Genomic DNA, 19,546 nt, shown 5'->3' on the forward strand with positions numbered 1-19,546 from the left:
TCCGTGATCGCCCCGAACTTGACCGGGCCCGGGCATCGGGTCAGATGGACGCCATGCAACGTGCGCTCCGCACATTCCTGGCTCTGTTGATGTTGGTCGGCGTCGCGCTGGCCGGCGGTGCTTCGCCGGCCTCGGCCGATCCGGATCGGCATGCCGGCATGGCGGATTGTCCGCATGCCGCTCTGGCGGATCATGGCAAGGCGCCGAGGCCCGGCCATCCCGCGACGGCCATGCCGATGATGCCGTGCTGCACCAGCCTGCCGCCTGCGAGCAGCGCCGAGGCGGCGATGCTGCGTGTTCCCGTGCGGCAGGCCAGCCCTGCACTGCGTCCGGTCTCCGACCGGTTGCCGGCGGGCGACGCGCCCGGGCCGGAACTGCCACCGCCGCGCGCCTGACGGATCGACGATCTGCCGAGGGACCGGCGGCGCGCGGGCCGCGCCGGTGCCCATGCGCATGCCCGCTGACCATTCAGGATATTGACGATGAAGACGTCTCGTACGCTTGCGGCACTCGCGGCCGCGCTTCTGCTGCCGGTCGCGCTGGCGACCGCGCAGGACAAGGGAATGATGGACCATGGCGCGATGGGCGGCGACATGCCCATGCAGGGCATGGACGGGGCCGACGCCAGCCCGTCGACGCAGGCGTTTCGCGCCGCCGACAAGGCGATGATGCAGGGCATGATGATCGATTACACCGGCAATGCCGATGTCGACTTCGTGCGCGGCATGATCCCGCATCACGAGGGCGCGATCGCCATGGCCCGCGTCGAACTGCAATACGGCAAGGATCCGGAGATCCGGAAGCTGGCCGAGGCGATCATCAAGGCGCAGGACAGCGAGATCGCCTTCATGAAGGCCTGGCTCGCCAAGAACGACGCCAAATAGGGCATCTTCACGGCGCGGCGGCACGCCGCCGCGCCGTTCCTGCGGGGCTCCGCACGGTGAATCGTTGACACCGCGTGCGGCGCGATGTTCCCTCGCGTTACGGGCGGCAGGGCGCACTCCCGGCGCCGGGCATCGGAGGATCCTCGCATCATGTTTCCTGCAGTTCGTTTCGCTCTCGCCGGCACGGGCCTCGCCCTCGGCATCCTGTTCGCCGGCGCGGCGTCCGCGGCGACTTCGCCCGCGATGCAAGCCTGCTCCGACCAGTGGTCGCAGCTGAAGGCGGACGACAAGGTTCCGGCCGGCCAGACCTGGCCGAAATTCTGGAGCCAGTGCGCCAAGGACTACGCCGCCGCGCATCCGGACGATGCCGCCGCTGCCGCCGACAAGACCGCCGCCGCGCCCGCGGAGCCGCCGCCCGCCAAGACCAAGTCCACGGCCAAGACCGCGCCCACGCCGGCTCCCGCACCTGCCGATGACGCCGCTGCCGGCGGCAAGGGCAAGTCGCCGGCCATGGCGGCCTGTTCCGACCAGTGGGCGAAGCTGAAGGCCGACAACAAGGTGCCGGCCGGCCAGACCTGGCCGAAGTTCTGGAGCCAGTGCGCCAAGGACTATGCCGCCGCGCATCCTGACGAGGCAGCTGCGGCGAAGTCCACCGCGAAGTCGAAGGCGGCCAAGGCCAATGACGACGAGCTCGGCGCGCCGCTGCCCGATCCCGAAGTCGCCGCCAAGGTCGATCCGAACAAGCCGGCCGTCGCCGGCAAGAAGGAGCCGACGCCGGGCCAGAAGGCCGCCTGGGCCCGCATGCGCGCCTGCGGCGCCGAATGGCAGTCCGAGAAGAAGGCCGGGACGCTGCCGGCCGGCGCGAAGTGGCCGCAATATTGGAGCGACTGCAACAAGCGCCTGAAGGCCAAGGGCCAGTAATCGCCCCCAGTCCATTCCACGACGTCACCGGCGGGCCAGTTCCCGCCGGTTCCATTCGCACATGCCGGGGAGACGAAGATGGGGCTGCTGTTCAAGGACGACCTCCTCGACGAGTTCGGTACCTGGGCGCTGGCCTATATTCCTTATGGCGGCCCCGACTTCGGCGAACTCGCGGCAGTGGGGGCGGCCACGGGTGACGATGGTCCGGATGCCTATTACGAGGCATGGATCGCGGCGGGTGATCGCGCGGCCGCCGACGCCGAGGCGGCGGCATCGAAGGGCCGGACTGCTGATGCCCGCGATCTCTTTCTGCGCGCCTCGGTGTTCTATAATTCGTCGTTCCACCCGATCTACGGCGCGCCGACGGATCCGCGCCTCGTTGCCGCCTATCGCAAGCAGATTGCGGCGATGAACCGTGGCCTGGCGCTGTTCGAAGCCCCGATCCTGCCGCTGACGATCGCCTTCGAGGGCATCGCCATGCCGGCCTATTTCGTTCCGGCTGCGGGCTTCGAACACGAAGTGCGGCCGCTGGTGATCTTCACCAACGGCTATGACGGCACCGTCACGGATATGTATTTCGCCTCGGCCGCCGCCGCCTCGCGGCACGGATTCCACAGCCTGATCTTTGACGGTCCCGGACAGGGCGCCGTGCTGTACGAGCAGGGGGTGCCGATCCGGCCCGACTGGGAGGTCGTGATCCGCGCTGTCGTCGATTTTGCGTTGGAACTGCCGCTGGTCGATCCTGCCCGGATCGCGCTCAATGGCTGGAGCTTCGGCGGCTATCTCGCGACGCGCGCGGCGACGGGGGAGCATCGGATCGCGGCGCTCGTCGCCGATCCGATCCAGCTTGGCCTTGCCGACGGCTTTCGTTCCGTGGCCGTCAAATTCGGCGCCACGCCTGAAGAGGCCGCGGATTTGCGGCGCCTCAAGCCGGCGATGATCGACGCCTTCCAAGCTTTCGTCGCGGGCAATCCTTCGCTGCAATGGAAGATCGTCCAACGCGGTCTCTGGGTGCACGGGCTGTCAACGATCGCCGATTATCTCGCCGTCGCCGAGGACTTCACCATCAATGGCCGGATCGGAGATATCCGCTGTCCGGTCATGATGACGCTGGCGGAGCGGGACGGCCTCGCCGCAGGGACGAACGCCGTCGCGTCCGAACTCAAGGTGCCGTATCGGATCATGCCGTTCACGGCCGCCGAGGGCGCCGGCGACCATTGCGAAATGCAGAACCGTTCGCTGCTCAATCGGCGGACCTTCGAATGGCTTGACGCCGTGTTCGCAGGCGAGTTGCGCTGACGGGTCGGGCGGCTTGAACCGGCCGCCGGCGATGCGAGGAGGCGGCGGCGTTCTCGAAAAGGCGTTCCAGTTCGTGGGCGAATGCACTAGAGGCTAGACGAATTCTCCAGACGCAGAGCCTCGATTGACCGAAGATCACACCCATTCCTCCGTCGCCGCGCCCGAACTCCTCACGCTGCGTGATGTGCTGCGCTATGCTGTGAGCCGTTTCAACGCCGCCGGCATCGCCTTTGGCCACGGGGCGTCCTCGGCGTTCGACGAGGCCGCCTATCTGGTTCTCGAGGGGCTGCATCTCCCGATCGACCAGCTCGAGCCGTTCCTCGATGCGCGGTTGCTGGCCGATGAACGCGCCCGTCTCCTCGCGCTGATCGAGGCGCGGGTCACTACGCGCAAGCCGCTCGCCTATCTCCTGAAGCGCGCCTATGTGCAGGGCATCCCGCTCTATGTCGACGAGCGCGTGATCGTTCCGCGCTCCTTCATCTGCGAGCTGCTCTATTCCGATGCCTTCGGCGGCGAGGATTTCACGCTGGTCGAGGATACGGATTCGGTCGAGACGGTGCTGGACCTCTGCACCGGATCCGGCGCGATCGCGATTCTCGCCTCCAACGTGTTCGAGAATGCCGAGATCGATGCGGTCGACCTCTCGTCCGACGCGCTCGAGGTCGCGCGCATCAATGTCGACCAGCAGGGCCTCGCCGGCCGGATCGAACTCTATGAGGGCGATCTGTTCGCGCCGCTCGAAGGCAAGCGCTACGACCTGATCCTCACCAACCCGCCCTATGTCGACGAAATCGCCATGGAGGAGCTGCCGGAGGAATATCGCCATGAGCCCGCCATGGCGCTCGGCTCCGGCCTCGATGGACTCGATATCGTCCGCCGCATCCTGGCCGTGGCGCCCGACCATCTGAACCCCGGCGGCGGCATTCTCTGCGAGATCGGCGCCGGGCGCGAGATCCTCGAAGCCGAGTTCCCGGACTTCGAATTCCTCTGGCTCGACACCGAGGAGAGCGAGGGCGAAGTGTTCTGGCTCTCTGCCGAGGCGCTCGGCGTCGCGGATTCAAGCACGATCGGCGCCGTCGACTGATCGTCCGCGACGTTGACACCGGTCAATGCGATCCCGATGTCGAGGATCAGGATGCCTTGGCATCGACCGGTGGCGTGAGGACGACGGACATGGACATGCGCAGTGGAGGCCCCGCGCATAAGGCGCATGATCCCGGCGCGCTCAGCGCGGTCGAACCGTCCCCCGCCGCCGACGGTTTGCCTGAAGAGGCCTTCCGCCATCTCGACAAGCTGGCCGCAGCCACGCTGGCGCGGGCGACCTTCGGCCTCTCGCCCGCCGCGATCGGCCTTGCCTATGCCGATTGGGCGCTGCATCTGGCCGCCGCGCCCGGCAAGCAGGCCGAACTCGTCATGAAGGCGTGGCGGAAGCTCGCCCGGCTTTCGGAGCAGGCAGCCCGCGCCGCCGCGGATCCGCAGGCCGCGCCCTGCATCGAGCCGCTGCCGGGCGACGACCGCTTCCGCGGCGAGGCATGGCAGCTCCCCGCCTACAAGATGCTCTACCAGTCGTTTCTGCTGACCCAGCAATGGTGGCACAACGCGACACATGATGTGCCCGGCGTGTCGCGCCATCATGAGGACGTCGTGTTCTTCGCCGCGCGACAGCTGCTCGACATGGTGTCGCCGGCGAACTTCCTCGCCACCAATCCCGAGGTGCTCCGGCGGACGATCGAGACGGGCGGCACCAATCTTCTCCGCGGTGCGATCAATGCGGCCGAGGATGCACGCCGCGCTGCCGGGCATCTGCCGCCGGTGGGCGCCGACGCCTTCGTGGTCGGCCGCGATGTCGCGGTCACGCCCGGCAAGGTGGTGTTCCGCAACCATCTGATCGAGCTGATCCAGTACGCGCCCGCGACGGAGACCGTCCACGCCGAGCCGATCCTGATCGTGCCGGCCTGGATCATGAAATTCTACATCCTCGACCTGTCGCCGCAGAACTCGCTGGTGCGCTTCCTGGTCGAGCAGGGCCACACGGTGTTCTGCGTCTCCTGGCGCAATGTCACGGGCGAGGATCGCGAACTTTCGCTCGACGATTATCGCCGCCTCGGCGTGCTCGCGGCGCTCGATGCGGTCGAGGCGATCCTGCCCGGGCGCAAGGTGCACGCCGCCGGCTATTGCCTCGGCGGCACGCTGCTGGCGCTCACCGCCGCCGCGATGGCTGAGACGGGCGATGACCGCCTCGCCTCGATGACGCTGCTCGCCGCGCAGACGGATTTCACGGAAGCCGGCGAGTTGCAGCTCTTCATCGACGAGAGCGAGGTGTCGTTCCTGGAGGCGATGATGTGGGAGCGCGGCGTGCTCGATTCCGAGCAGATGGCCGGCGCCTTCCAGATGCTGCGCTCGAACGATCTCGTCTGGTCGCGCGTGATTCGCGACTATCTGATGGGCGAGCGCCAGCCCATGATCGACCTTATGGCCTGGAACGCCGACGCGACGCGCATGCCCTATCGCATGCATTCGCAATATCTGCGCGAGCTCTTCCTCGACAACGACCTCGCCGCCGGCCGTTATCGCGTCGACGGGCAGGCGATCGAGATCCAGAATATCAAGGCGCCGATCTTCGCCGTGGGCACCGAGCGCGACCATGTCGCGCCGTGGCGCTCGGTCTACAAGATCCACTATCTCGCCGACACCGAGGTCACCTTCGCGCTGACGGTCGGCGGCCACAATGCCGGCATCGTCAGCGAACCCGGCCATCCCCGTCGCTCCTTCAAAATAGCGACGCATAGCGACGGGGCGCTGCATCTCAGCCCCGAGGAATGGCTCGAAACTGCCGAGCAGCGTCCGGGATCATGGTGGCTCGCCTGGCATGACTGGCTCGCCGGTCATTCGTCGCGCGACCGTGTGGCGCCGCCGGCAATGGGCGCGCCGGAGGCCGGCTATCCGCCGCTTGCCGACGCGCCGGGCACCTATGTGCTGCAGAAATAGCGCGCCGGTCAGGCGATCGCGGAGACGATGTCGGTGCGCGCGAAGTCATTGCCGATGAAGAGCAGCGGGCAACCGCGCTCGGCCGCCAGCGCATAGGCGAAGCAGTCGCCGAGGTTGAGGCTGGCGGGATGCCGACCCTTGCCCCAGCGCCGATAGGCGGCGCGGACCCGCAGTGCCGTTTCGGCCGTCACGGGGATGATGCTCGGACCCAAGCCCTCGAGCAGGGCCTCAAGGGCGTCGAACTGGCCGCGACCGTCGGCGACGATCATGGCCTCGGACAGCGTTCCGGCGGAAATCAGAAGGCTGGACGCCGACTGGAGCGCCTGCATGCACGCTGGTCCTTCCGGTTCACCGAGACAGATCGCCATCAAGGCCGACGTGTCGACGACGATCATCCCGGCAGGCCGTTCTCATCGTAGAGATAATCCTGGCTCCGTGCGGCGCTGGGACCGGCGAGTGCCTTGGCCTTGGCGGTCTCCCAGATGCCTTCCATCAGCCTGCGCCGCGCAGCGATCTGCTCTTCGGTCAGGGCAGGGAGCTCGACCGGCACGAGGCGGACGGAGGGTTTGCCGTCGCGCGTCAGCACGATCTCGTCACCGGCCTCGGCGCGGCGGACGAGTTCGCCGAGCTGCGTCTCGGCCTCTGCGAGGGAAATGCGCATGGGGGAACCTCGATCGATTCCGGACGACCGGTCGTCCGGATGACGCCGACTATATCATCAGAAGTGGGACGCGCCGGTGCGGCTGTCAATTGAGCCGCTGCGTTCCGCCCGATCGGAAGCGCCGGCCTTGAACCTCGACCGAGCCGCCCTCATCTCAAACATTCCAGATCCGCAGCTTTTCTGCTAAGAGGCGGCTCGAAACAGGTCGCGCCGGCTTTCACCGCCCGTTCGCCGCCGACCGCCTCATCCGGATTGCCCATGACCGCACCGCTCGCCACGGCCCCCGCCGCAGCCCGATCGACCGTTTCCGAGAAGCCCTCGCTGATCGGGCTTTCGCGCGAGGGTATCGGCGCGGAACTCGAGCGCATCGGCGTCGAACGCAAGCAAATCCGCATGCGCACCGCCCAGCTCTGGAACTGGATGTATGCGCGGGGCGTGACCGATTTCGCCGACATGCTCAACGTGTCGAAGGACATGCGGTCGACGCTCGAAAGCGCCTTCACGCTGAAGCGGCCGGAGATCGTCGCCGAACAGGTCTCCGAGGATGGCACGCGCAAATGGCTGATGCGCTTTCCGGCGCGCGGCGCCGGCCGGCCGGTCGAGATCGAGACAGTCTATATTCCCGAGATCGGTCGCGGCACGCTCTGCGTCTCGTCACAGGTCGGCTGCACGCTGACCTGCTCCTTCTGCCATACGGGCACGCAAAAGCTGGTGCGCAACCTGACGGCGGAGGAAATCGTCGGCCAGATCCTCGTCGCGCGGGATCGCCTCGGCGATTTTCCCGACGCGACGACACCAGTCGGCGCGGCCGTGCCGAGCGAGGGCCGCCTCGTCTCCAACATCGTGATGATGGGCATGGGCGAGCCGCTCTACAATTTCGACAATGTCAAAGAGGCGCTGCTGATCGCCTCCGATGGCGAGGGCCTGTCGCTTTCCAAGCGCCGCATCACGCTTTCCACCTCCGGCGTCGTGCCGATGATCCCGCGCGCCGGCGAGGAGATCGGCTCGATGCTGGCCATCTCGCTGCATGCGGTGCGCGACGACCTGCGTGACCTGCTCGTACCGCTCAACAAGAAATACCCGATCAAGGAACTGCTCGACGCCTGCCGCAACTATCCCGGCCTGTCGAACGCCCGCCGCATCACGTTCGAATATGTGATGCTGAAGGACGTCAATGACAGCCCGGCCGATGCGCGCGAGCTCGTCCGCCTGCTCAAGGGCATTCCGGCCAAGATCAACCTGATCCCGTTCAATCCCTGGCCGGGCGTCAATTACCAGTGCTCGGATTGGGAGACGATCGAGACCTTCTCCGACATCGTCAACCGCGCCGGCTATGCCTCGCCGATCCGGACGCCACGCGGCCGCGACATCCTCGCCGCCTGCGGGCAATTGAAGAGCGAGAGCGAGCGCATGCGCGCTCGCGAGCGCCTGGCGCTCGAGGCGATGATGGCCGGCGACGCGGACGAATAGGCCCTGCCATGCGCGCCTTCCTGCGCATTCTCTTCCTGATCCCGATCGGCTTCATGGCGGCGATCGCGGCCGCGGTCGCGGTCTATCTCGCCGCCTTCGGCTTCCGCGAGGCGGATCTGTGGGGTGGTCCGTTCGGGGATGTCCCGGTGATCATCGCGCCGGTCATGGTGCTCGTCGCCGAGATCGCCAAGGGTTGCGTGCTGCCCTTCCTTGCGGCGATCGTCCTTTCGGAGATCTTCGCGATCCGCTCGGCGCTCGCCTGGATGGTCTTCGGCGGCGCGCTCGGGCTCGGCGCGCATCTCTTCGCCTTTCCCGGCAATGACGCCTATCCGCCGCCGCTGGCGGCCGGCTTCGTCGCGGGCTTCGTCTACTGGCTGATCGCCGGGCGCGGGGCCGGCCTTCGCGCGGTCGCCGAACCGAAACTCTAGGCGTTCAGCGCGCCGGAGAGGAATTCGATCAGGGAATTTGGCGCGCGCTCACCGAGGCAAAGACCGAGGACGCGATGAGCCTCCCGGGCCGTTTCGGTGCTGCGCTTGAACATCCTGTCCTCAAAGGCGGCGAGCGCCGTTTCGACCGAGTCGGGCTGGGCAGCGAGCGCCTCGCCAAGTTCGGCGCCGTCGAGCAAGGCAAGATTGGCACCATCGCCCGCCGGGGGCATGAGATGCGCCGCATCGCCGATCAGCGTCAGGCCTGGCAGCCGCTTCCAGCGATGGTCATTTGGCAGGCTGTGGATCATCCGTAGCATGGGCGCGGTATCGCCGTCCGTGATCAAGGCCGTGAGTGCCGGTGCCCACCCGGCGAATTCGGCGACCAGACGCGTCCGCGCGGTGCTGGCATCGGCAAAATCGATGTCCTCGATCCATCGGGCCGGTCGGCTCAGTGCGATGTAGGCGTGGAGGACCCCATGCGGCTCGCGATGTGCGAAGATGCCCTTGCCGGCCTCCACTGCGAACAAGGCGCCGGAGCCCACGGCAGCGGCCGTAGCGGGGTGACGCGAGTCGGCATCCGAGAGGTAGGTCTCGACAAAGGTCGTGCCGACATAGGCCGGCCTGGCATCGGAGAGCAAGGGCCGTACTTTCGACCACGCCCCGTCGGCACCGACGAGCAGGTTGGCAGTCGCAGTGGAGCCGTCCGCGAAGATGAGCCGGTGCATGCCTTCGCCGAGCGGAACGATTTCGATCACCTTGCGTCCCCAGCGGATCGTGCCGGCTGGCAGAGACTCGATCAGAATGCGCCGAAGCGCGCCGCGCAAGACCTCGGGGCGGCCGCCGCTGCCGTCGTCCGGCTGATCGAACAGCACCGTACCATCGCGGCGCAAGACACGCGAAGCCTGACCTCCGACATGAACAAGGGCGCGAAATTCATCCTTCAGGCCGGCCATGGCCAAGGCGCGCTGCCCATCCTGCTCGTGGATATCGAGCATACCGCCCTGGGTCCGGGAGCCGGCGGAGGCATCAGCTTCGTAGATCACGGCCGTGATTCCGTGGACCGCGAGGACGCGTGCGAGCATCAGGCCGCCAAGGCCGGCGCCCACAATGGTAACTGACGACATGAGATTGAACCTTCCATCACGTTTGGAACACCGTTCCAATCCATCACTATTGGAACGGTGTTCCATATCTGTCAATATGGAGCATGGACAATCGGAAGCAGCGCAGCGAGCGGCGCACGGACGCCCTGTCGAGAGAACGGATCGTAGAGGCCGCCATAGAGATCCTGGACGCGGATGGCGAAGCTGCGCTGACCTTCCGGGCATTGGCCAGCCGTCTCTCGACCGGTAGTGGCGCGATCTACTGGCATGTTGCCGACAAGGGTGAGTTGCTCGCCGCCTGCGCCGACGCGATCGTTGTTCCCCTCATGCGCATCGAGGTGATGGCTGGCGAGCCGCGTGAGGGCATCCGGCTGATCGCACTGGGCATATTCGATGCGATCGATCGGCATCCCTGGGTCGGGAGCCAGCTGTTTCGCGAGCCCTGGCGCTTCGGCATGCTGCAGATGTTCGAATCGGTAGGGGCTCGCCTGCTGAAGCTCGGTGTTCCGGACAAGGCCCTGTTCGACTGCGTGTCGGCGCTGGTGAGCTATATCCTCGGCGTCGCCGGCCAGAATGCAGCCAATGCCCGAATGCACCCGGAGGGGACCGATCGATCCAGCTTGCTCGCCGCGGTCGCTGCGCGATGGGAAGAATCCGACGCGGAGGACTATGTCGCCGTCCGCAAGATGGCGACACAACTGCGCGACCATGATGATCGGGCGCAGTTCCTCGCGGGCATCGACCTGCTGCTCAATGGTATCGCGCATCTCCGATAGGCGGACTTGCGCTGCCCAGTCCGATACCGTCGCTCGAAGTTCTCGGCGGCTACTTCGTCTGCGCCAGAATGAGGCGCACGGCGAAGCCGCCGAGCACCGTCGCGAAGAGATAATCGACGAAGCGCGTCGCCCTCGGCGAGCGCTTCAGGAATTCGGCGATCGAACCGGCGAAGTAGATCATCGGCAGGCTCATCGGGATCGACAGGGCGACGAAGAGCAGGCCGAGGAACATCAGCTTGCCGCTCGCATGCGGATCGCCCGGCGTCACGAATTGCGGCAGGAAGGTCACGAAGAAGACGATGATCTTCGGGTTGAGCAGATTGACCGTCAGCCCGTGAAGGAAGACGCGATAGAGCGGCGCGGCCGTGCGCTTGCCGCCGAGGCTGAGCGCCGAGCCATGCCGGATGGCCTGATAGGCGAGATAAGCGAGATAGGCGGCGCCGACGACCTTGAGGATCGTGAAGGCGGTGACCGACGCGGCGAGCAGCGCAGCGAGGCCGATCGCGACCAGCACGGTGTGGATCACGAGGCCGACCGAATTGCCGAGCATCGCCGCAACGCCGGCAAGGCGCGACTGGCTGACGGCCTTGCCCAGGAACAGCGTCATATCCGGACCGGGCGTCAGGATGAGCGCCACGACGGCGATGACATAGGCGATGAGAACCGGCGTCGCCGGAACGAAGTTCATCATGATCGCGCTCCCGTGCGAAGGCGCGATCTATAGCACGAAGCCGCGGCGGGCCAAGCATCGGCAAGGGGCGTTGCTTCAGCCGAGGCGCTTCTGCAGGAAGACCAGATCGAGGAAGCGGCCGAACTTGAAGCCGAGCTCCGGCATGCGGGCCGTCTCGACGAAGCCCTGCCGCTCATGGAGGCGCAGCGAGACGGCATTGTCGGCCGTGATGCCGGCGACCATGACATGCTTGCCGGCCGCGCTCGCATGGTCGATCAGCGCGGCGAGCAGCTTCGCGCCCGCGCCGCGTCCGCGCGCCGCCGCTGCGACATAGATCGAATTCTCGACCGTGAAGCGATAGCCCTGGAAAGGGCGGAAATCGCCATAGCTCGCATAGCCGAGCACGGCGCCGTCGGCCTCGGCGACGAGGACCGGATAGCCCTGCGCGCTGCGTGCCGCGAACCAGGCCCGGCGATTGTCGAGGTCGACCACATCGTCGTTCCAGATCGCGGTCGTGTTGACGACGGCGTCGTTATAGATCGCGAGGATCGCCGGAAGGTCGGCCTCGGCCGCGGCGCGGATCTCCATCTCAGGCGTCTCCGATCGTCTTGTAGAAGATGGTGGCGCCCGAGGGGCGGCCATCCGTCGAGAGCGCATAGCCGGGAATGGTGCCGACCTCGATCCAGCCGCAGGCGGCATAGAGGCGGTGGCCGGCGCTGTCCGTTTCCGTATCCAGCACGAGCAGCGAGCGGCCCGCCGCCTGCGCCGCCGCCTCCGCCGCATCGAGCAAAGCGCGGCCGATGCCGCGCCGCCGAGCCGCGGAGTGCACCAGCATCTTGCCGATATCGGCCCGGTGCGGCTGGTTCGGCTGCGGCGCGAAGGTGACGACCACCGTCCCGACGATGGCGCCGTCCAGCTCGGCGACGATCAGGATGCGCTTGCCCTCGGCGACGAGCGGGATCTGGCCGCGCCAGAACGTCTCCGCCTCGTCCTGCCGGAAGCCGGCCATGAAATTGACCGAGGCGCCGCCCGCCACCGCGTCGACCAGCACCGCGCCGAGCGCCGGCAGCGCCGCTTCCGCCTCTGCGGCCGTCAGCGCGCGCAGCGTCACCATGTCCGTCTGTTTCTCGATGGCCGTCATGGCGAGGCTCCGCAGGCTCACGCGGGTTCGGGTCGCATTGCTTTCACGCCTTGCGATCGATTAAGTCAATACGGTACGCAGTGCGATAGACGGGATCGAACGGCGTCATAGGAAATTTCTATGGATATCGACCAGCTTCGCAGCTTCGACCGCGTCGTGCGCGACGGCAGCTTCACCAAGGCCGCCGCCCGGCTGAACGTGACGCAGGCGACGATCTCGGCGCGTATCGCCAAGCTTGAGGAACTCGTCGGCGGGCCGCTGCTGACGCGCGGGCGGCGGATCGAGCTCACCGAGCGCGGGGCGACCTTCCTGCCCTATGCGCGGCGCGTGCTTTCGACGCTGGTCGAGAGCGAGGATGCGCTCCGTTCCGTCGATCGCGGCCGCATCGGCCTCGCCACGCTCCGGAGCGTGACCGGCTATCTGACCGCGCCCTCCGTCGCCGCTTTCCTGACCGATCACCCGCAGGTCGAGCTGACGGTGGAGGAGGGGCGGCATCGCGACGTCGCGGAATGGCTGCATGACCGCCAGATCGACCTTGCCGTGATCGGCTGGCCGAATTTCGATCCGCTGCTCGATACGATCGAGCCGCTGGCGCTTTTTCGCGAGCCGGCGCTGCTCGTCGCCTCGGCGGAGCTCGCGGCGCGCATCGGCCCCGAGCCGACGCTGGAGCGCGTCTTCGCGATCGCGCCGCATTTCCTGACGCATTTCTGGTGGCAGGTGACGCCGGAGGCGATCCTCGCCATGCGCCGGCGCGCGCGCACCGCCTCGCATGTTCCCTTCGAGCCCGGCCGCCTGCTGATCGCCGGCGGCCATGCGGTCGGTCACCTGCTCGGCCCTTCGATCCGAGCCGAGCTCGCGGCCGGCGATCTGGTCGATCTCGCCCCCGTCGACATGCCGCCGCTCTACCGCGACTCGGCGCTCGTCGCGGGCGTTGCCGGCGCGATGGAGCGCCCGCTTGTCGCCGAACTCGTCTCCCGGCTGGTCGAGACGGCCGCCTCTCTGCGCATTCTCCATGCCGACCGGCGCTGAAGGGCGCTATTCACGGCTTTGCGGCCGGGAAGCGTGATGCTATGCAGCGCGGCATGACGAAAGCGCCTGTTCCGAACATCCGCAACTTCTCGATCGTGGCCCATATCGACCACGGCAAGTCGACGCTCGCCGACCGGCTGATCCAGCTGACCGGCGGCCTGTCCGATCGCGAGATGACCAACCAGGTGCTCGATTCGATGGATATCGAGCGCGAGCGCGGCATCACGATCAAGGCGCAGACCGTCCGGCTCGACTACAAGGCCAAGGATGGCAAGACCTACATCCTGAACCTGATGGACACGCCCGGGCATGTCGACTTCGCCTATGAGGTCTCGCGCTCGCTCGCGGCCTGCGAGGGCGCGCTGCTCGTGGTCGACGCCTCGCAGGGCGTCGAGGCGCAGACGCTCGCCAATGTCTATCAGGCGATCGACAATAATCTCGAGATCGTCACGGTGCTCAACAAGGTCGACCTGCCGGCCGCCGAGCCCGAGCGCATCCGCGCGCAGATCGAGGAGGTGATCGGCATCGACGCTTCCAAGGCCGTGCTGATCTCCGCCAAGACCGGCCTCGGCGTCGAGAACGTGCTCGAAGCGATCGTCACCGATCTTCCCCCGCCGGAGGGCGATCCCGACGCGCCGCTGAAGGCGCTGCTGGTCGATAGCTGGTACGACACCTATCTCGGCGTCGTCGTGCTGGTGCGCGTCATCGATGGCAGCCTCAGGAAGGGCGCGCGTATCCGCATGATGCGCGCCGATGCGGCCTATGACGTCGAGCGCGTTGGCTTCTTCACGCCGAAGATGGTGTCCGTCGACAGCCTCGGCCCGGGCGAGATCGGCTTCTTCACCGGCTCGATCAAGGAGGTCGCCGATACGCGCGTCGGCGACACGATCACCGACGACAAGAAGCCGACCGCCGAGCCGCTGCCGGGCTTCCGCCCGGCGCAGCCCGTCGTCTTCTGCGGCCTCTTCCCGACCGACGCCGCCGACTTCGAGGAACTGCGCGCCGCGATGGGCAAGCTGCGCCTCAACGACGCGTCGTTCTCCTTCGAGATGGAAACCTCGGCCGCGCTCGGCTTCGGCTTCCGCTGCGGCTTCCTCGGCCTCCTGCATCTCGAAATCATCCAGGAGCGGCTGGAGCGCGAGTTCAATCTCGACCTGATCGCGACCGCCCCCTCGGTGGTCTACAAGATCACGCTCACCGATGGCTCCGAGATGGAATTGCACAATCCGGCCGACATGCCGGACGTGGTCAAGATCGAGGAGATCGCCGAGCCCTGGATCCGCGCGACGATCCTGACGCCGGACGAATATCTCGGCGCGATCCTGAAGCTGTGCCAGGACCGGCGCGGCCTGCAGGTCGACCTCTCCTATGTCGGCACGCGCGCCATGGTCACCTATGACCTGCCGCTCAACGAGGTCGTGTTCGACTTCTACGACCGTTTGAAATCCGTCTCGAAGGGCTATGCCTCCTTCGATTACCAGCTGACGGATTATCGCCCCGGCGATCTCGTCAAGCTGCAGATCCTCGTCAATGCCGAGCCGGTCGACGCGCTCTCCATGCTCGTCCACAAGACGCAGGCGGAGCGGCGCGGCCGCGCCATGTGCGAGAAGCTGAAGGATCTGATCCCGCAGCACCTCTTCGTCATCCCGATCCAGGCCGCGATCGGCGGCAAGATCATCGCCCGCGAAACCGTCCGCGCGCTGCGCAAGGACGTGACGGCGAAATGCTATGGCGGCGACATCACCCGCAAGCGCAAGCTCCTCGACAAGCAGAAAGAGGGCAAACGCAAGATGCGCCAGTTCGGCAAGGTGGACATCCCGCAGGAAGCGTTCATTGCGGCGTTGAAGATGGATGAGTAGGGGGGGCGGAGGCTTGTGGTTGTTGGTAGTTGCCCCGAAGGGGCCCGTCCCCGCGCGCCATTGCGAATGGCTGCGTTGCGTCCCTATCTCGGACACAGGTCCTAAGGGGCGAATCGCCTTACAGTAGACTTGTGGGCATCTCGCCGTTAGCTGAGGCCGAACATCGTCAGGAGGTCATGCAGCTTAGTCACGAGACCGGCACTGGCCGAAACCGTCGATATCGTTTTGTTTGCGCGGTCTAGCCACTTAGCAATCTCATCAGGATTTGGCTCGGACGCATTTTCCAGTTCATCCCGTGCGTTCTCTATATACCGAACAACCTCGCCCTCAGTTTCTTTAGTGAGGTTCTCAGACTTAATTTTCTTCGCGAAATCTTTAAGGGCCTCGATGCGCTGGTTGCGTTCGCTATGATTGTTTCCAATCTGAATATTGCTTTCGTTCGTGTGTGCGGAAGCGCCCTTACCTTGCGCGATATTTTGGGAGTTGCTGGCTTCGTACGAATCGCGCATGTTCTTACCTCCATCGTTTTGTAAAGTGAGCTGCAATGTCTGCACTTGCGGAGCAGTCTTATAGCCGATCGCACCCAGCCCGGTTCTCAGCACATCCTTGACCATCTTCTCTAAGAATTGGGATCTAATCTTGTGCATTTCGAGCTGCGTTTTGACATAGGCAAAACGAGCTTGAAGCGCCGACACGATCATGACGTGTTCGGCGGAATTCTCAGGCATGGGCATGTCGCTGAAGTCATCTTCTTCCTTGAGCCGCCGCAGGTAATCGTCCACGTCTCTTCGGACGGTGGACGTGCTGACCGTCACGCCGATATCTACGATGGTGATTTTGATTCCAACCTTGCCAGGGTGGCTCGCATCCGTAGAAATATCGACGGTGTAGCCTTTGAGCTTCGCGTAGTCGCAGAAACCATTCATGGCATCGAGGAATAATGGCTTGAACTCGTCCGGAACCTGCACGAAGTCAAAGCCGCCTCCGGCAGTCGGGTCTCCGGCTATGGTAATGTTGGTCCGCGCTCCGTGTGATTTGCCGTCCGGATTGGCAGTCAGCGAATATATCATCTGTTCTCTAGTTAGAGCTTGGTTTCGCTCGTAATTTCGTAGAATGCGCAATCCGAATACTATAGCGATAGCTAGAGCTGTCAGGAGCAGAATCGGAGTCATGATCGACGTGATGGCCTGGGTCTGCTGGACCAATAGCTGCGTCTGGTCGCCCAAAGCTTTTCCTCCTTCAGTGCCTCACTACTTCGACGCTCCTTACCTATCAGAAGTTGCCGTCGAGATTCGAGAGCCGATGGGTTTTTATCTCGAGAAGAGTGACCTTACGCGCCTGAGTAAGGTCAGCGGCAATATGCGGATTGAGGCTGGCACCTTGGCGATGATTAAAAAGTGTTGTGAAAACAACCGTTAGACGTTGATTTCTCCCCCTGTCGTTATAGCTTCGCCTCAACTGTGGGGGATTGAATGGCTGATTTCGATTTTCGCAAAGACTCCGACGACGAGCGGTTCCTGGTAATTTCTTTCCACAATGGCAAGCCCATATCCGCAACTCAGCTTTCGGCGATATTGAAGGCGCTTGACTCTGACTATCGCCGCATAACGGGCCGCGATCTCGTTGTCGCACGTCTCGAAATCGGGTCCACCTGGATATGGCTGATAGACATCGCTACCGAAGCCGGCGGCTGGATCAAGGGTGCCGCTGGTGTGGCGCAAGCTGTTCAGGATCTTGTCATCTTCGCCAGGAAGCTGCAGGAAGGTTTCAAGTGTACAACGACACAAGTCCCCATAGCGCAGATCGGTGCATTCGACGATAGCGTTGATAAGTCGATTACCGCTATGGCGAAAGCGTCAGAGGAGACAGGTAGCACCATTCGTCTTCGAAAGATGACTACTACCCACAACGGGACAGAGACGATCGATGTCGAAGTGACGCCGCCCCAAGCCAAAGAAGCCCGCAAGCGTGTGAAGGGCCGACCGAAGTCGGCTCGCCCTGCGTCGCCGATGATACTTAAGTCAATTGCGCACCATGACGATCTGATCAGCACAATGCGCTCCCTCCCGCAGGCAGCCGGCGATATGGAATCCGTCATACGCGCTGTTGTACGGGCGACCGTGCTGAATGGCGGTCAGTATATTTTGGAGCAGGTAGCCGTAACCTTGGAGGGTGAAGGTCGATGGGATATCGCAACCATTATCCGGCAAGAACTCGACGGCGGACAAAGGTTCGTTCAGCTCGAGAGTTGACCTCGGTCTGAGACGTAGAATTCCCAAAGGCCGCTGTGTCACACGGGGAAGACGAGTGACTATATTACGAGCGTTCAAACGACTTCGCCTTAGGGAATGAGTAAGCCATCGGGATCCGGATTGGACCGGCCCTGTTCGAAGAATCCCGTGAAGATGCGAGCCAGATACACGAGACCGAACTCCACGGTTCACAGGTTATAGAGCGGCGGCTGTCATGCTTCTCTCGTTCTAAAGCCGCCGGTCCCCCTGCCGGCCCATACCTGACGTTCGGACGCGCACTTGGCAGCTTCTGCTTCCGAACGTTCTGTCGACATTCAGCTCTGCCCCCAAAATAATCTATCCCCGCCCCATCCCGCCGGGCGCATACTCCGCTCATCCCCGCCCACCGAAGAGGGCGAACCGGTCGTTCCGTTTGCGGGTGGGGCTCGGCGGGCCTTGGGGGCGAGGGGTCACGAGCCTCGCCCCAATGGGCGGCCGGAACTCCGATGCGCCGGGTCCGTACACGCGGGCCAGCGGCGGGCGTTCGGGCATTCCGTAAGGGGGGCTCCGGACGTGGGACTTGCCGCCGGGTGACCCAGCAACGAAACACCCACGGTCCATCGGTACCGGTCGCAGATCTCGTCGGCGCGGGGCGCCGGCTGCCTCGAACGGGCGGCTCGGGCACCTCATCTATCCAATTCGCCGGCGCGCCGCCCGCGCGCGGGCAGCAGGCCGCCCCGCGCGACCTCTTCACTCGAAACCCTGCGGCCAAGGCCGGCAGGGTGTTTCCGCCTGCCCATCGCTTCCCGCTGCAGCTGCTGCTAGAGCAAATCCGGTGAACCCGGTTCACCGGATTTGCTCTAACGCTTTGTTCCGGCGCAATTCCGGACGCGAAACCGGTATCCACTTTCGCTGGAATTGCTTTAGCATCCGCGTGGGGACTGAAGCATGCAACAGCAACTGACCGACACCGACCGTGCGCCGCCGCGCGCGAGCATGCTCGATGCGGCGCTCCGCATCGGGCTCGTCGCGGCGCTCGCCTATACGACTTTTCGCATCGTCACGCCGTTCATGGGCATGCTGCTCTGGGCGGCGATCCTGGCGGTGATGCTCTATCCGCTGCATCGGCGCCTCGCCGCGCGGCTCGGCAATCGCTGGTCGGCGCTGCTGATCGGGCTGGTCGGCGTCGTGGTGACGCTGGTGCCGATGATCGTCGTTGTGGCCTCGCTCGCCGAGACGCTGAAGGCGATCGTCGAGCAGATGCAGAGCCACGCCCTGACCCTGCCGCCGCCGCCGGCCCGCCTCGCCGATCTGCCCTTCGTCGGGACGCGGCTCAGCGAAGCCTGGGCGCTCGCTGCGACCAATGCCCCGGCGGCGCTCGCCAAATATCGCGACGCGCTCACCGGCCCGGCCGCCTGGGTGCTGTCCTTCGCCAAGGGGCTGGTGGCGGGCGAGGCGACCTTCGTCGTCTCCTGCGCGCTCGCGGCCGTGCTCGTCGCCTATGGCGAGGGCGCGGCCGCCTTCTCGCGCCGCCTAATGGAGCGCATCACCGGCAGCGCGGAGCGCGGAACGCGCCTCGTCGCGCTGACGGCGGCGACGATCCGCGGCGTGGCGATCGGCGTCGTCGGCGTCGCGACGATCCAGGCGCTGCTGCTCGGCATCGGCTTCTTCGCCATCGGCCTGCCGGCGGCGGGGCTGCTGACGCTCGCGACGCTGCTGCTCTGCGTCGTGCAGGTGCCGGCGCTGCTGCTGACGCTGCCGGTCATCGGCTATGTCTTCGCGGTCGAGACGACCGGGACGGCGGCGCTCTTCGCGGTGTGGACCCTCATCGCCGGGCTCAGCGACAATGCGCTGAAGCCGCTGATGCTCGGGCGCGGCGGCGGCGTGCCGATGCCGGTGATCCTGATCGGCGTCATCGGCGGCATGATCTCGGAGGGCCTGATCGGCCTCTTCGTCGGGCCGGTGCTGCTCGCCGTCGGCTATGTGCTGCTGCTGGAATGGCTGCGCCAGCACCCGGGCGAGGGCGAGGCTGCCGGGGAGGGGAACGCGCCGGCGCCGTGACGGAAAACAAAAAGGGCAGGCCGAG

At 65.5% G+C, this 19,546-nt stretch carries 21 protein-coding genes; 14 read left to right on the forward strand and 7 right to left on the reverse strand.

The features are described 5' to 3' along the window. Positions 1 to 53: 53 nt before the first annotated feature. The 6 genes from GGR25_RS17020 to GGR25_RS17045 all read left to right on the forward strand — a co-directional run bounded on the left by GGR25_RS17020 (position 54) and on the right by GGR25_RS17045 (position 6,092). The gene (locus GGR25_RS17020; RefSeq protein ID WP_183400021.1) at positions 54 to 395 is read left to right on the forward strand and encodes a hypothetical protein; all 342 of its coding nucleotides are present in this window, start codon (positions 54 to 56) and stop codon (positions 393 to 395) included. Between the two features lie 87 nt (positions 396 to 482). Continuing rightward, positions 483 to 884: a CopM family metallochaperone gene (copM, locus tag GGR25_RS17025; RefSeq protein WP_183400022.1), complete on the forward strand. Its 402-nt coding sequence runs from the start codon at positions 483 to 485 to the stop codon at positions 882 to 884. 150 nt (positions 885 to 1,034) lie between these two features. Then, complete coding sequence (locus GGR25_RS17030; RefSeq protein WP_183400023.1) at positions 1,035 to 1,805, forward strand: hypothetical protein; 771 nt, start codon at positions 1,035 to 1,037, stop codon at positions 1,803 to 1,805. Between the two features lie 78 nt (positions 1,806 to 1,883). Beyond that, a complete protein-coding gene (locus tag GGR25_RS17035) occupies positions 1,884 to 3,104 on the forward strand; it encodes an alpha/beta fold hydrolase (RefSeq protein WP_183400024.1) in 1,221 nt (406 codons plus the stop codon). A gap of 124 nt (positions 3,105 to 3,228) precedes the next feature. Beyond that, a complete protein-coding gene (prmB, locus tag GGR25_RS17040) occupies positions 3,229 to 4,188 on the forward strand; it encodes a 50S ribosomal protein L3 N(5)-glutamine methyltransferase (protein WP_183400025.1) in 960 nt (319 codons plus the stop codon). Positions 4,189 to 4,277: 89 nt separating this feature from the next. Continuing rightward, positions 4,278 to 6,092 (forward strand): PHA/PHB synthase family protein, encoded by a 1,815-nt coding sequence (locus GGR25_RS17045; RefSeq protein ID WP_246409871.1) that lies wholly within the window; start codon positions 4,278 to 4,280, stop codon positions 6,090 to 6,092. Between the two features lie 8 nt (positions 6,093 to 6,100). Here the strand turns inward: GGR25_RS17045 and GGR25_RS17050 are convergent, their stop codons facing one another. After that, the gene (locus GGR25_RS17050) at positions 6,101 to 6,487 is read right to left on the reverse strand and encodes a type II toxin-antitoxin system VapC family toxin (RefSeq protein ID WP_183400026.1); all 387 of its coding nucleotides are present in this window, start codon (positions 6,485 to 6,487) and stop codon (positions 6,101 to 6,103) included. Further along, positions 6,484 to 6,753 carry a type II toxin-antitoxin system Phd/YefM family antitoxin gene (locus GGR25_RS17055; protein WP_183400027.1) on the reverse strand — a complete coding sequence of 90 codons (270 nt, stop codon included), beginning with the start codon at positions 6,751 to 6,753 and terminating at the stop codon, positions 6,484 to 6,486. The genes GGR25_RS17050 and GGR25_RS17055 overlap by 4 nt, the downstream gene beginning before the upstream one ends. 258 nt (positions 6,754 to 7,011) lie before the next feature. On the opposite strand from GGR25_RS17055, the gene rlmN reads away from it, so the two are divergent. Continuing rightward, on the forward strand, positions 7,012 to 8,223 hold the full coding sequence (gene rlmN / locus GGR25_RS17060) for a dual-specificity RNA methyltransferase RlmN (protein ID WP_183400028.1): 1,212 nt from the start codon (positions 7,012 to 7,014) through the stop codon (positions 8,221 to 8,223). A gap of 8 nt (positions 8,224 to 8,231) precedes the next feature. Then, positions 8,232 to 8,651 (forward strand): hypothetical protein, encoded by a 420-nt coding sequence (locus GGR25_RS17065; protein WP_183400029.1) that lies wholly within the window; start codon positions 8,232 to 8,234, stop codon positions 8,649 to 8,651. On the opposite strand, the gene GGR25_RS17070 is transcribed toward GGR25_RS17065, so the two are convergent. Further along, positions 8,648 to 9,775: an FAD-dependent oxidoreductase gene (locus GGR25_RS17070; protein WP_183400030.1), complete on the reverse strand. Its 1,128-nt coding sequence runs from the start codon at positions 9,773 to 9,775 to the stop codon at positions 8,648 to 8,650. The two genes, GGR25_RS17065 and GGR25_RS17070, sit on opposite strands and share 4 nt — an antisense overlap. An 83-nt stretch (positions 9,776 to 9,858) precedes the next feature. Here GGR25_RS17070 and GGR25_RS17075 point away from each other — a divergent pair, with 83 nt between their 5' ends. Continuing rightward, positions 9,859 to 10,530: a TetR/AcrR family transcriptional regulator gene (locus GGR25_RS17075; protein ID WP_183400031.1), complete on the forward strand. Its 672-nt coding sequence runs from the start codon at positions 9,859 to 9,861 to the stop codon at positions 10,528 to 10,530. Positions 10,531 to 10,579: 49 nt separating this feature from the next. Here the strand turns inward: GGR25_RS17075 and GGR25_RS17080 are convergent, their stop codons facing one another. From GGR25_RS17080 to GGR25_RS17090, 3 genes are all read right to left on the reverse strand, one after another. After that, positions 10,580 to 11,221 carry a LysE family translocator gene (locus GGR25_RS17080; protein ID WP_343068099.1) on the reverse strand — a complete coding sequence of 214 codons (642 nt, stop codon included), beginning with the start codon at positions 11,219 to 11,221 and terminating at the stop codon, positions 10,580 to 10,582. Between the two features lie 75 nt (positions 11,222 to 11,296). After that, positions 11,297 to 11,788, reverse strand: coding sequence for a GNAT family N-acetyltransferase (locus GGR25_RS17085; protein ID WP_183400032.1), 492 nt, complete (start codon positions 11,786 to 11,788; stop codon positions 11,297 to 11,299). A 1-nt stretch (position 11,789) separates the two neighbouring features. Continuing rightward, positions 11,790 to 12,314, reverse strand: a complete 525-nt coding sequence (locus tag GGR25_RS17090) for a GNAT family N-acetyltransferase (protein ID WP_183400345.1) — start codon at positions 12,312 to 12,314, stop codon at positions 11,790 to 11,792. A gap of 147 nt (positions 12,315 to 12,461) precedes the next feature. On the opposite strand from GGR25_RS17090, the gene GGR25_RS17095 reads away from it, so the two are divergent. Together GGR25_RS17095 and lepA are read left to right on the forward strand one after the other, a co-directional pair. After that, on the forward strand, positions 12,462 to 13,370 hold the full coding sequence (locus GGR25_RS17095; RefSeq protein WP_183400033.1) for a LysR family transcriptional regulator: 909 nt from the start codon (positions 12,462 to 12,464) through the stop codon (positions 13,368 to 13,370). Positions 13,371 to 13,423: 53 nt separating this feature from the next. Next, the gene (gene lepA / locus GGR25_RS17100) at positions 13,424 to 15,229 is read left to right on the forward strand and encodes a translation elongation factor 4 (protein ID WP_183400034.1); all 1,806 of its coding nucleotides are present in this window, start codon (positions 13,424 to 13,426) and stop codon (positions 15,227 to 15,229) included. A 146-nt stretch (positions 15,230 to 15,375) separates the two neighbouring features. Here the strand turns inward: lepA and GGR25_RS17105 are convergent, their stop codons facing one another. Continuing rightward, on the reverse strand, positions 15,376 to 16,299 hold the full coding sequence (locus GGR25_RS17105) for a hypothetical protein (RefSeq protein WP_183400035.1): 924 nt from the start codon (positions 16,297 to 16,299) through the stop codon (positions 15,376 to 15,378). Between the two features lie 100 nt (positions 16,300 to 16,399). Here GGR25_RS17105 and GGR25_RS17110 point away from each other — a divergent pair, with 100 nt between their 5' ends. From GGR25_RS17110 to GGR25_RS17120, 3 genes are all read left to right on the forward strand, one after another. After that, positions 16,400 to 16,648 carry a hypothetical protein gene (locus GGR25_RS17110; protein WP_183400036.1) on the forward strand — a complete coding sequence of 83 codons (249 nt, stop codon included), beginning with the start codon at positions 16,400 to 16,402 and terminating at the stop codon, positions 16,646 to 16,648. A gap of 53 nt (positions 16,649 to 16,701) precedes the next feature. Beyond that, positions 16,702 to 17,481, forward strand: coding sequence for a hypothetical protein (locus tag GGR25_RS17115; RefSeq protein WP_183400037.1), 780 nt, complete (start codon positions 16,702 to 16,704; stop codon positions 17,479 to 17,481). A 927-nt stretch (positions 17,482 to 18,408) separates the two neighbouring features. Beyond that, complete coding sequence (locus GGR25_RS17120; protein ID WP_183400038.1) at positions 18,409 to 19,521, forward strand: AI-2E family transporter; 1,113 nt, start codon at positions 18,409 to 18,411, stop codon at positions 19,519 to 19,521. Positions 19,522 to 19,546: the final 25 nt, after the last annotated feature.

It is taken from the genome of Kaistia hirudinis, assembly GCF_014196455.1.
Taxonomy (GTDB): domain Bacteria; phylum Pseudomonadota; class Alphaproteobacteria; order Rhizobiales; family Kaistiaceae; genus Kaistia; species Kaistia hirudinis.

Excerpts from the sequence above, each read along its gene's own strand:
- copM (WP_183400022.1), top strand. The coding sequence starts at position 483 with ATGAAGACGTCTCGTACGCTTGCGGCACTCGCGGCCGCGCTTCTGCTG.
- GGR25_RS17035 (WP_183400024.1), top strand. The coding sequence starts at position 1,884 with ATGGGGCTGCTGTTCAAGGACGACCTCCTCGACGAGTTCGGTACCTGG.
- GGR25_RS17080 (WP_343068099.1), bottom strand. The coding sequence starts at position 11,221 with ATGATGAACTTCGTTCCGGCGACGCCGGTTCTCATCGCCTATGTCATC.
- GGR25_RS17090 (WP_183400345.1), bottom strand. The coding sequence starts at position 12,314 with ATGGTGACGCTGCGCGCGCTGACGGCCGCAGAGGCGGAAGCGGCGCTG.
- GGR25_RS17075 (WP_183400031.1), top strand. The coding sequence starts at position 9,859 with ATGGACAATCGGAAGCAGCGCAGCGAGCGGCGCACGGACGCCCTGTCG.
- GGR25_RS17030 (WP_183400023.1), top strand. The coding sequence starts at position 1,035 with ATGTTTCCTGCAGTTCGTTTCGCTCTCGCCGGCACGGGCCTCGCCCTC.
- GGR25_RS17085 (WP_183400032.1), bottom strand. The coding sequence starts at position 11,788 with ATGGAGATCCGCGCCGCGGCCGAGGCCGACCTTCCGGCGATCCTCGCG.
- GGR25_RS17050 (WP_183400026.1), bottom strand. The coding sequence starts at position 6,487 with ATGATCGTCGTCGACACGTCGGCCTTGATGGCGATCTGTCTCGGTGAA.
- GGR25_RS17115 (WP_183400037.1), top strand. The coding sequence starts at position 16,702 with ATGGCTGATTTCGATTTTCGCAAAGACTCCGACGACGAGCGGTTCCTG.
- GGR25_RS17055 (WP_183400027.1), bottom strand. The coding sequence starts at position 6,753 with ATGCGCATTTCCCTCGCAGAGGCCGAGACGCAGCTCGGCGAACTCGTC.
- rlmN (WP_183400028.1), top strand. The coding sequence starts at position 7,012 with ATGACCGCACCGCTCGCCACGGCCCCCGCCGCAGCCCGATCGACCGTT.
- GGR25_RS17045 (WP_246409871.1), top strand. The coding sequence starts at position 4,278 with ATGGACATGCGCAGTGGAGGCCCCGCGCATAAGGCGCATGATCCCGGC.
- GGR25_RS17120 (WP_183400038.1), top strand. The coding sequence starts at position 18,409 with ATGCAACAGCAACTGACCGACACCGACCGTGCGCCGCCGCGCGCGAGC.
- lepA (WP_183400034.1), top strand. The coding sequence starts at position 13,424 with ATGACGAAAGCGCCTGTTCCGAACATCCGCAACTTCTCGATCGTGGCC.
- GGR25_RS17070 (WP_183400030.1), bottom strand. The coding sequence starts at position 9,775 with ATGTCGTCAGTTACCATTGTGGGCGCCGGCCTTGGCGGCCTGATGCTC.
- GGR25_RS17065 (WP_183400029.1), top strand. The coding sequence starts at position 8,232 with ATGCGCGCCTTCCTGCGCATTCTCTTCCTGATCCCGATCGGCTTCATG.
- GGR25_RS17020 (WP_183400021.1), top strand. The coding sequence starts at position 54 with ATGCAACGTGCGCTCCGCACATTCCTGGCTCTGTTGATGTTGGTCGGC.
- GGR25_RS17095 (WP_183400033.1), top strand. The coding sequence starts at position 12,462 with ATGGATATCGACCAGCTTCGCAGCTTCGACCGCGTCGTGCGCGACGGC.
- GGR25_RS17105 (WP_183400035.1), bottom strand. The coding sequence starts at position 16,299 with ATGATATATTCGCTGACTGCCAATCCGGACGGCAAATCACACGGAGCG.
- GGR25_RS17110 (WP_183400036.1), top strand. The coding sequence starts at position 16,400 with ATGATCGACGTGATGGCCTGGGTCTGCTGGACCAATAGCTGCGTCTGG.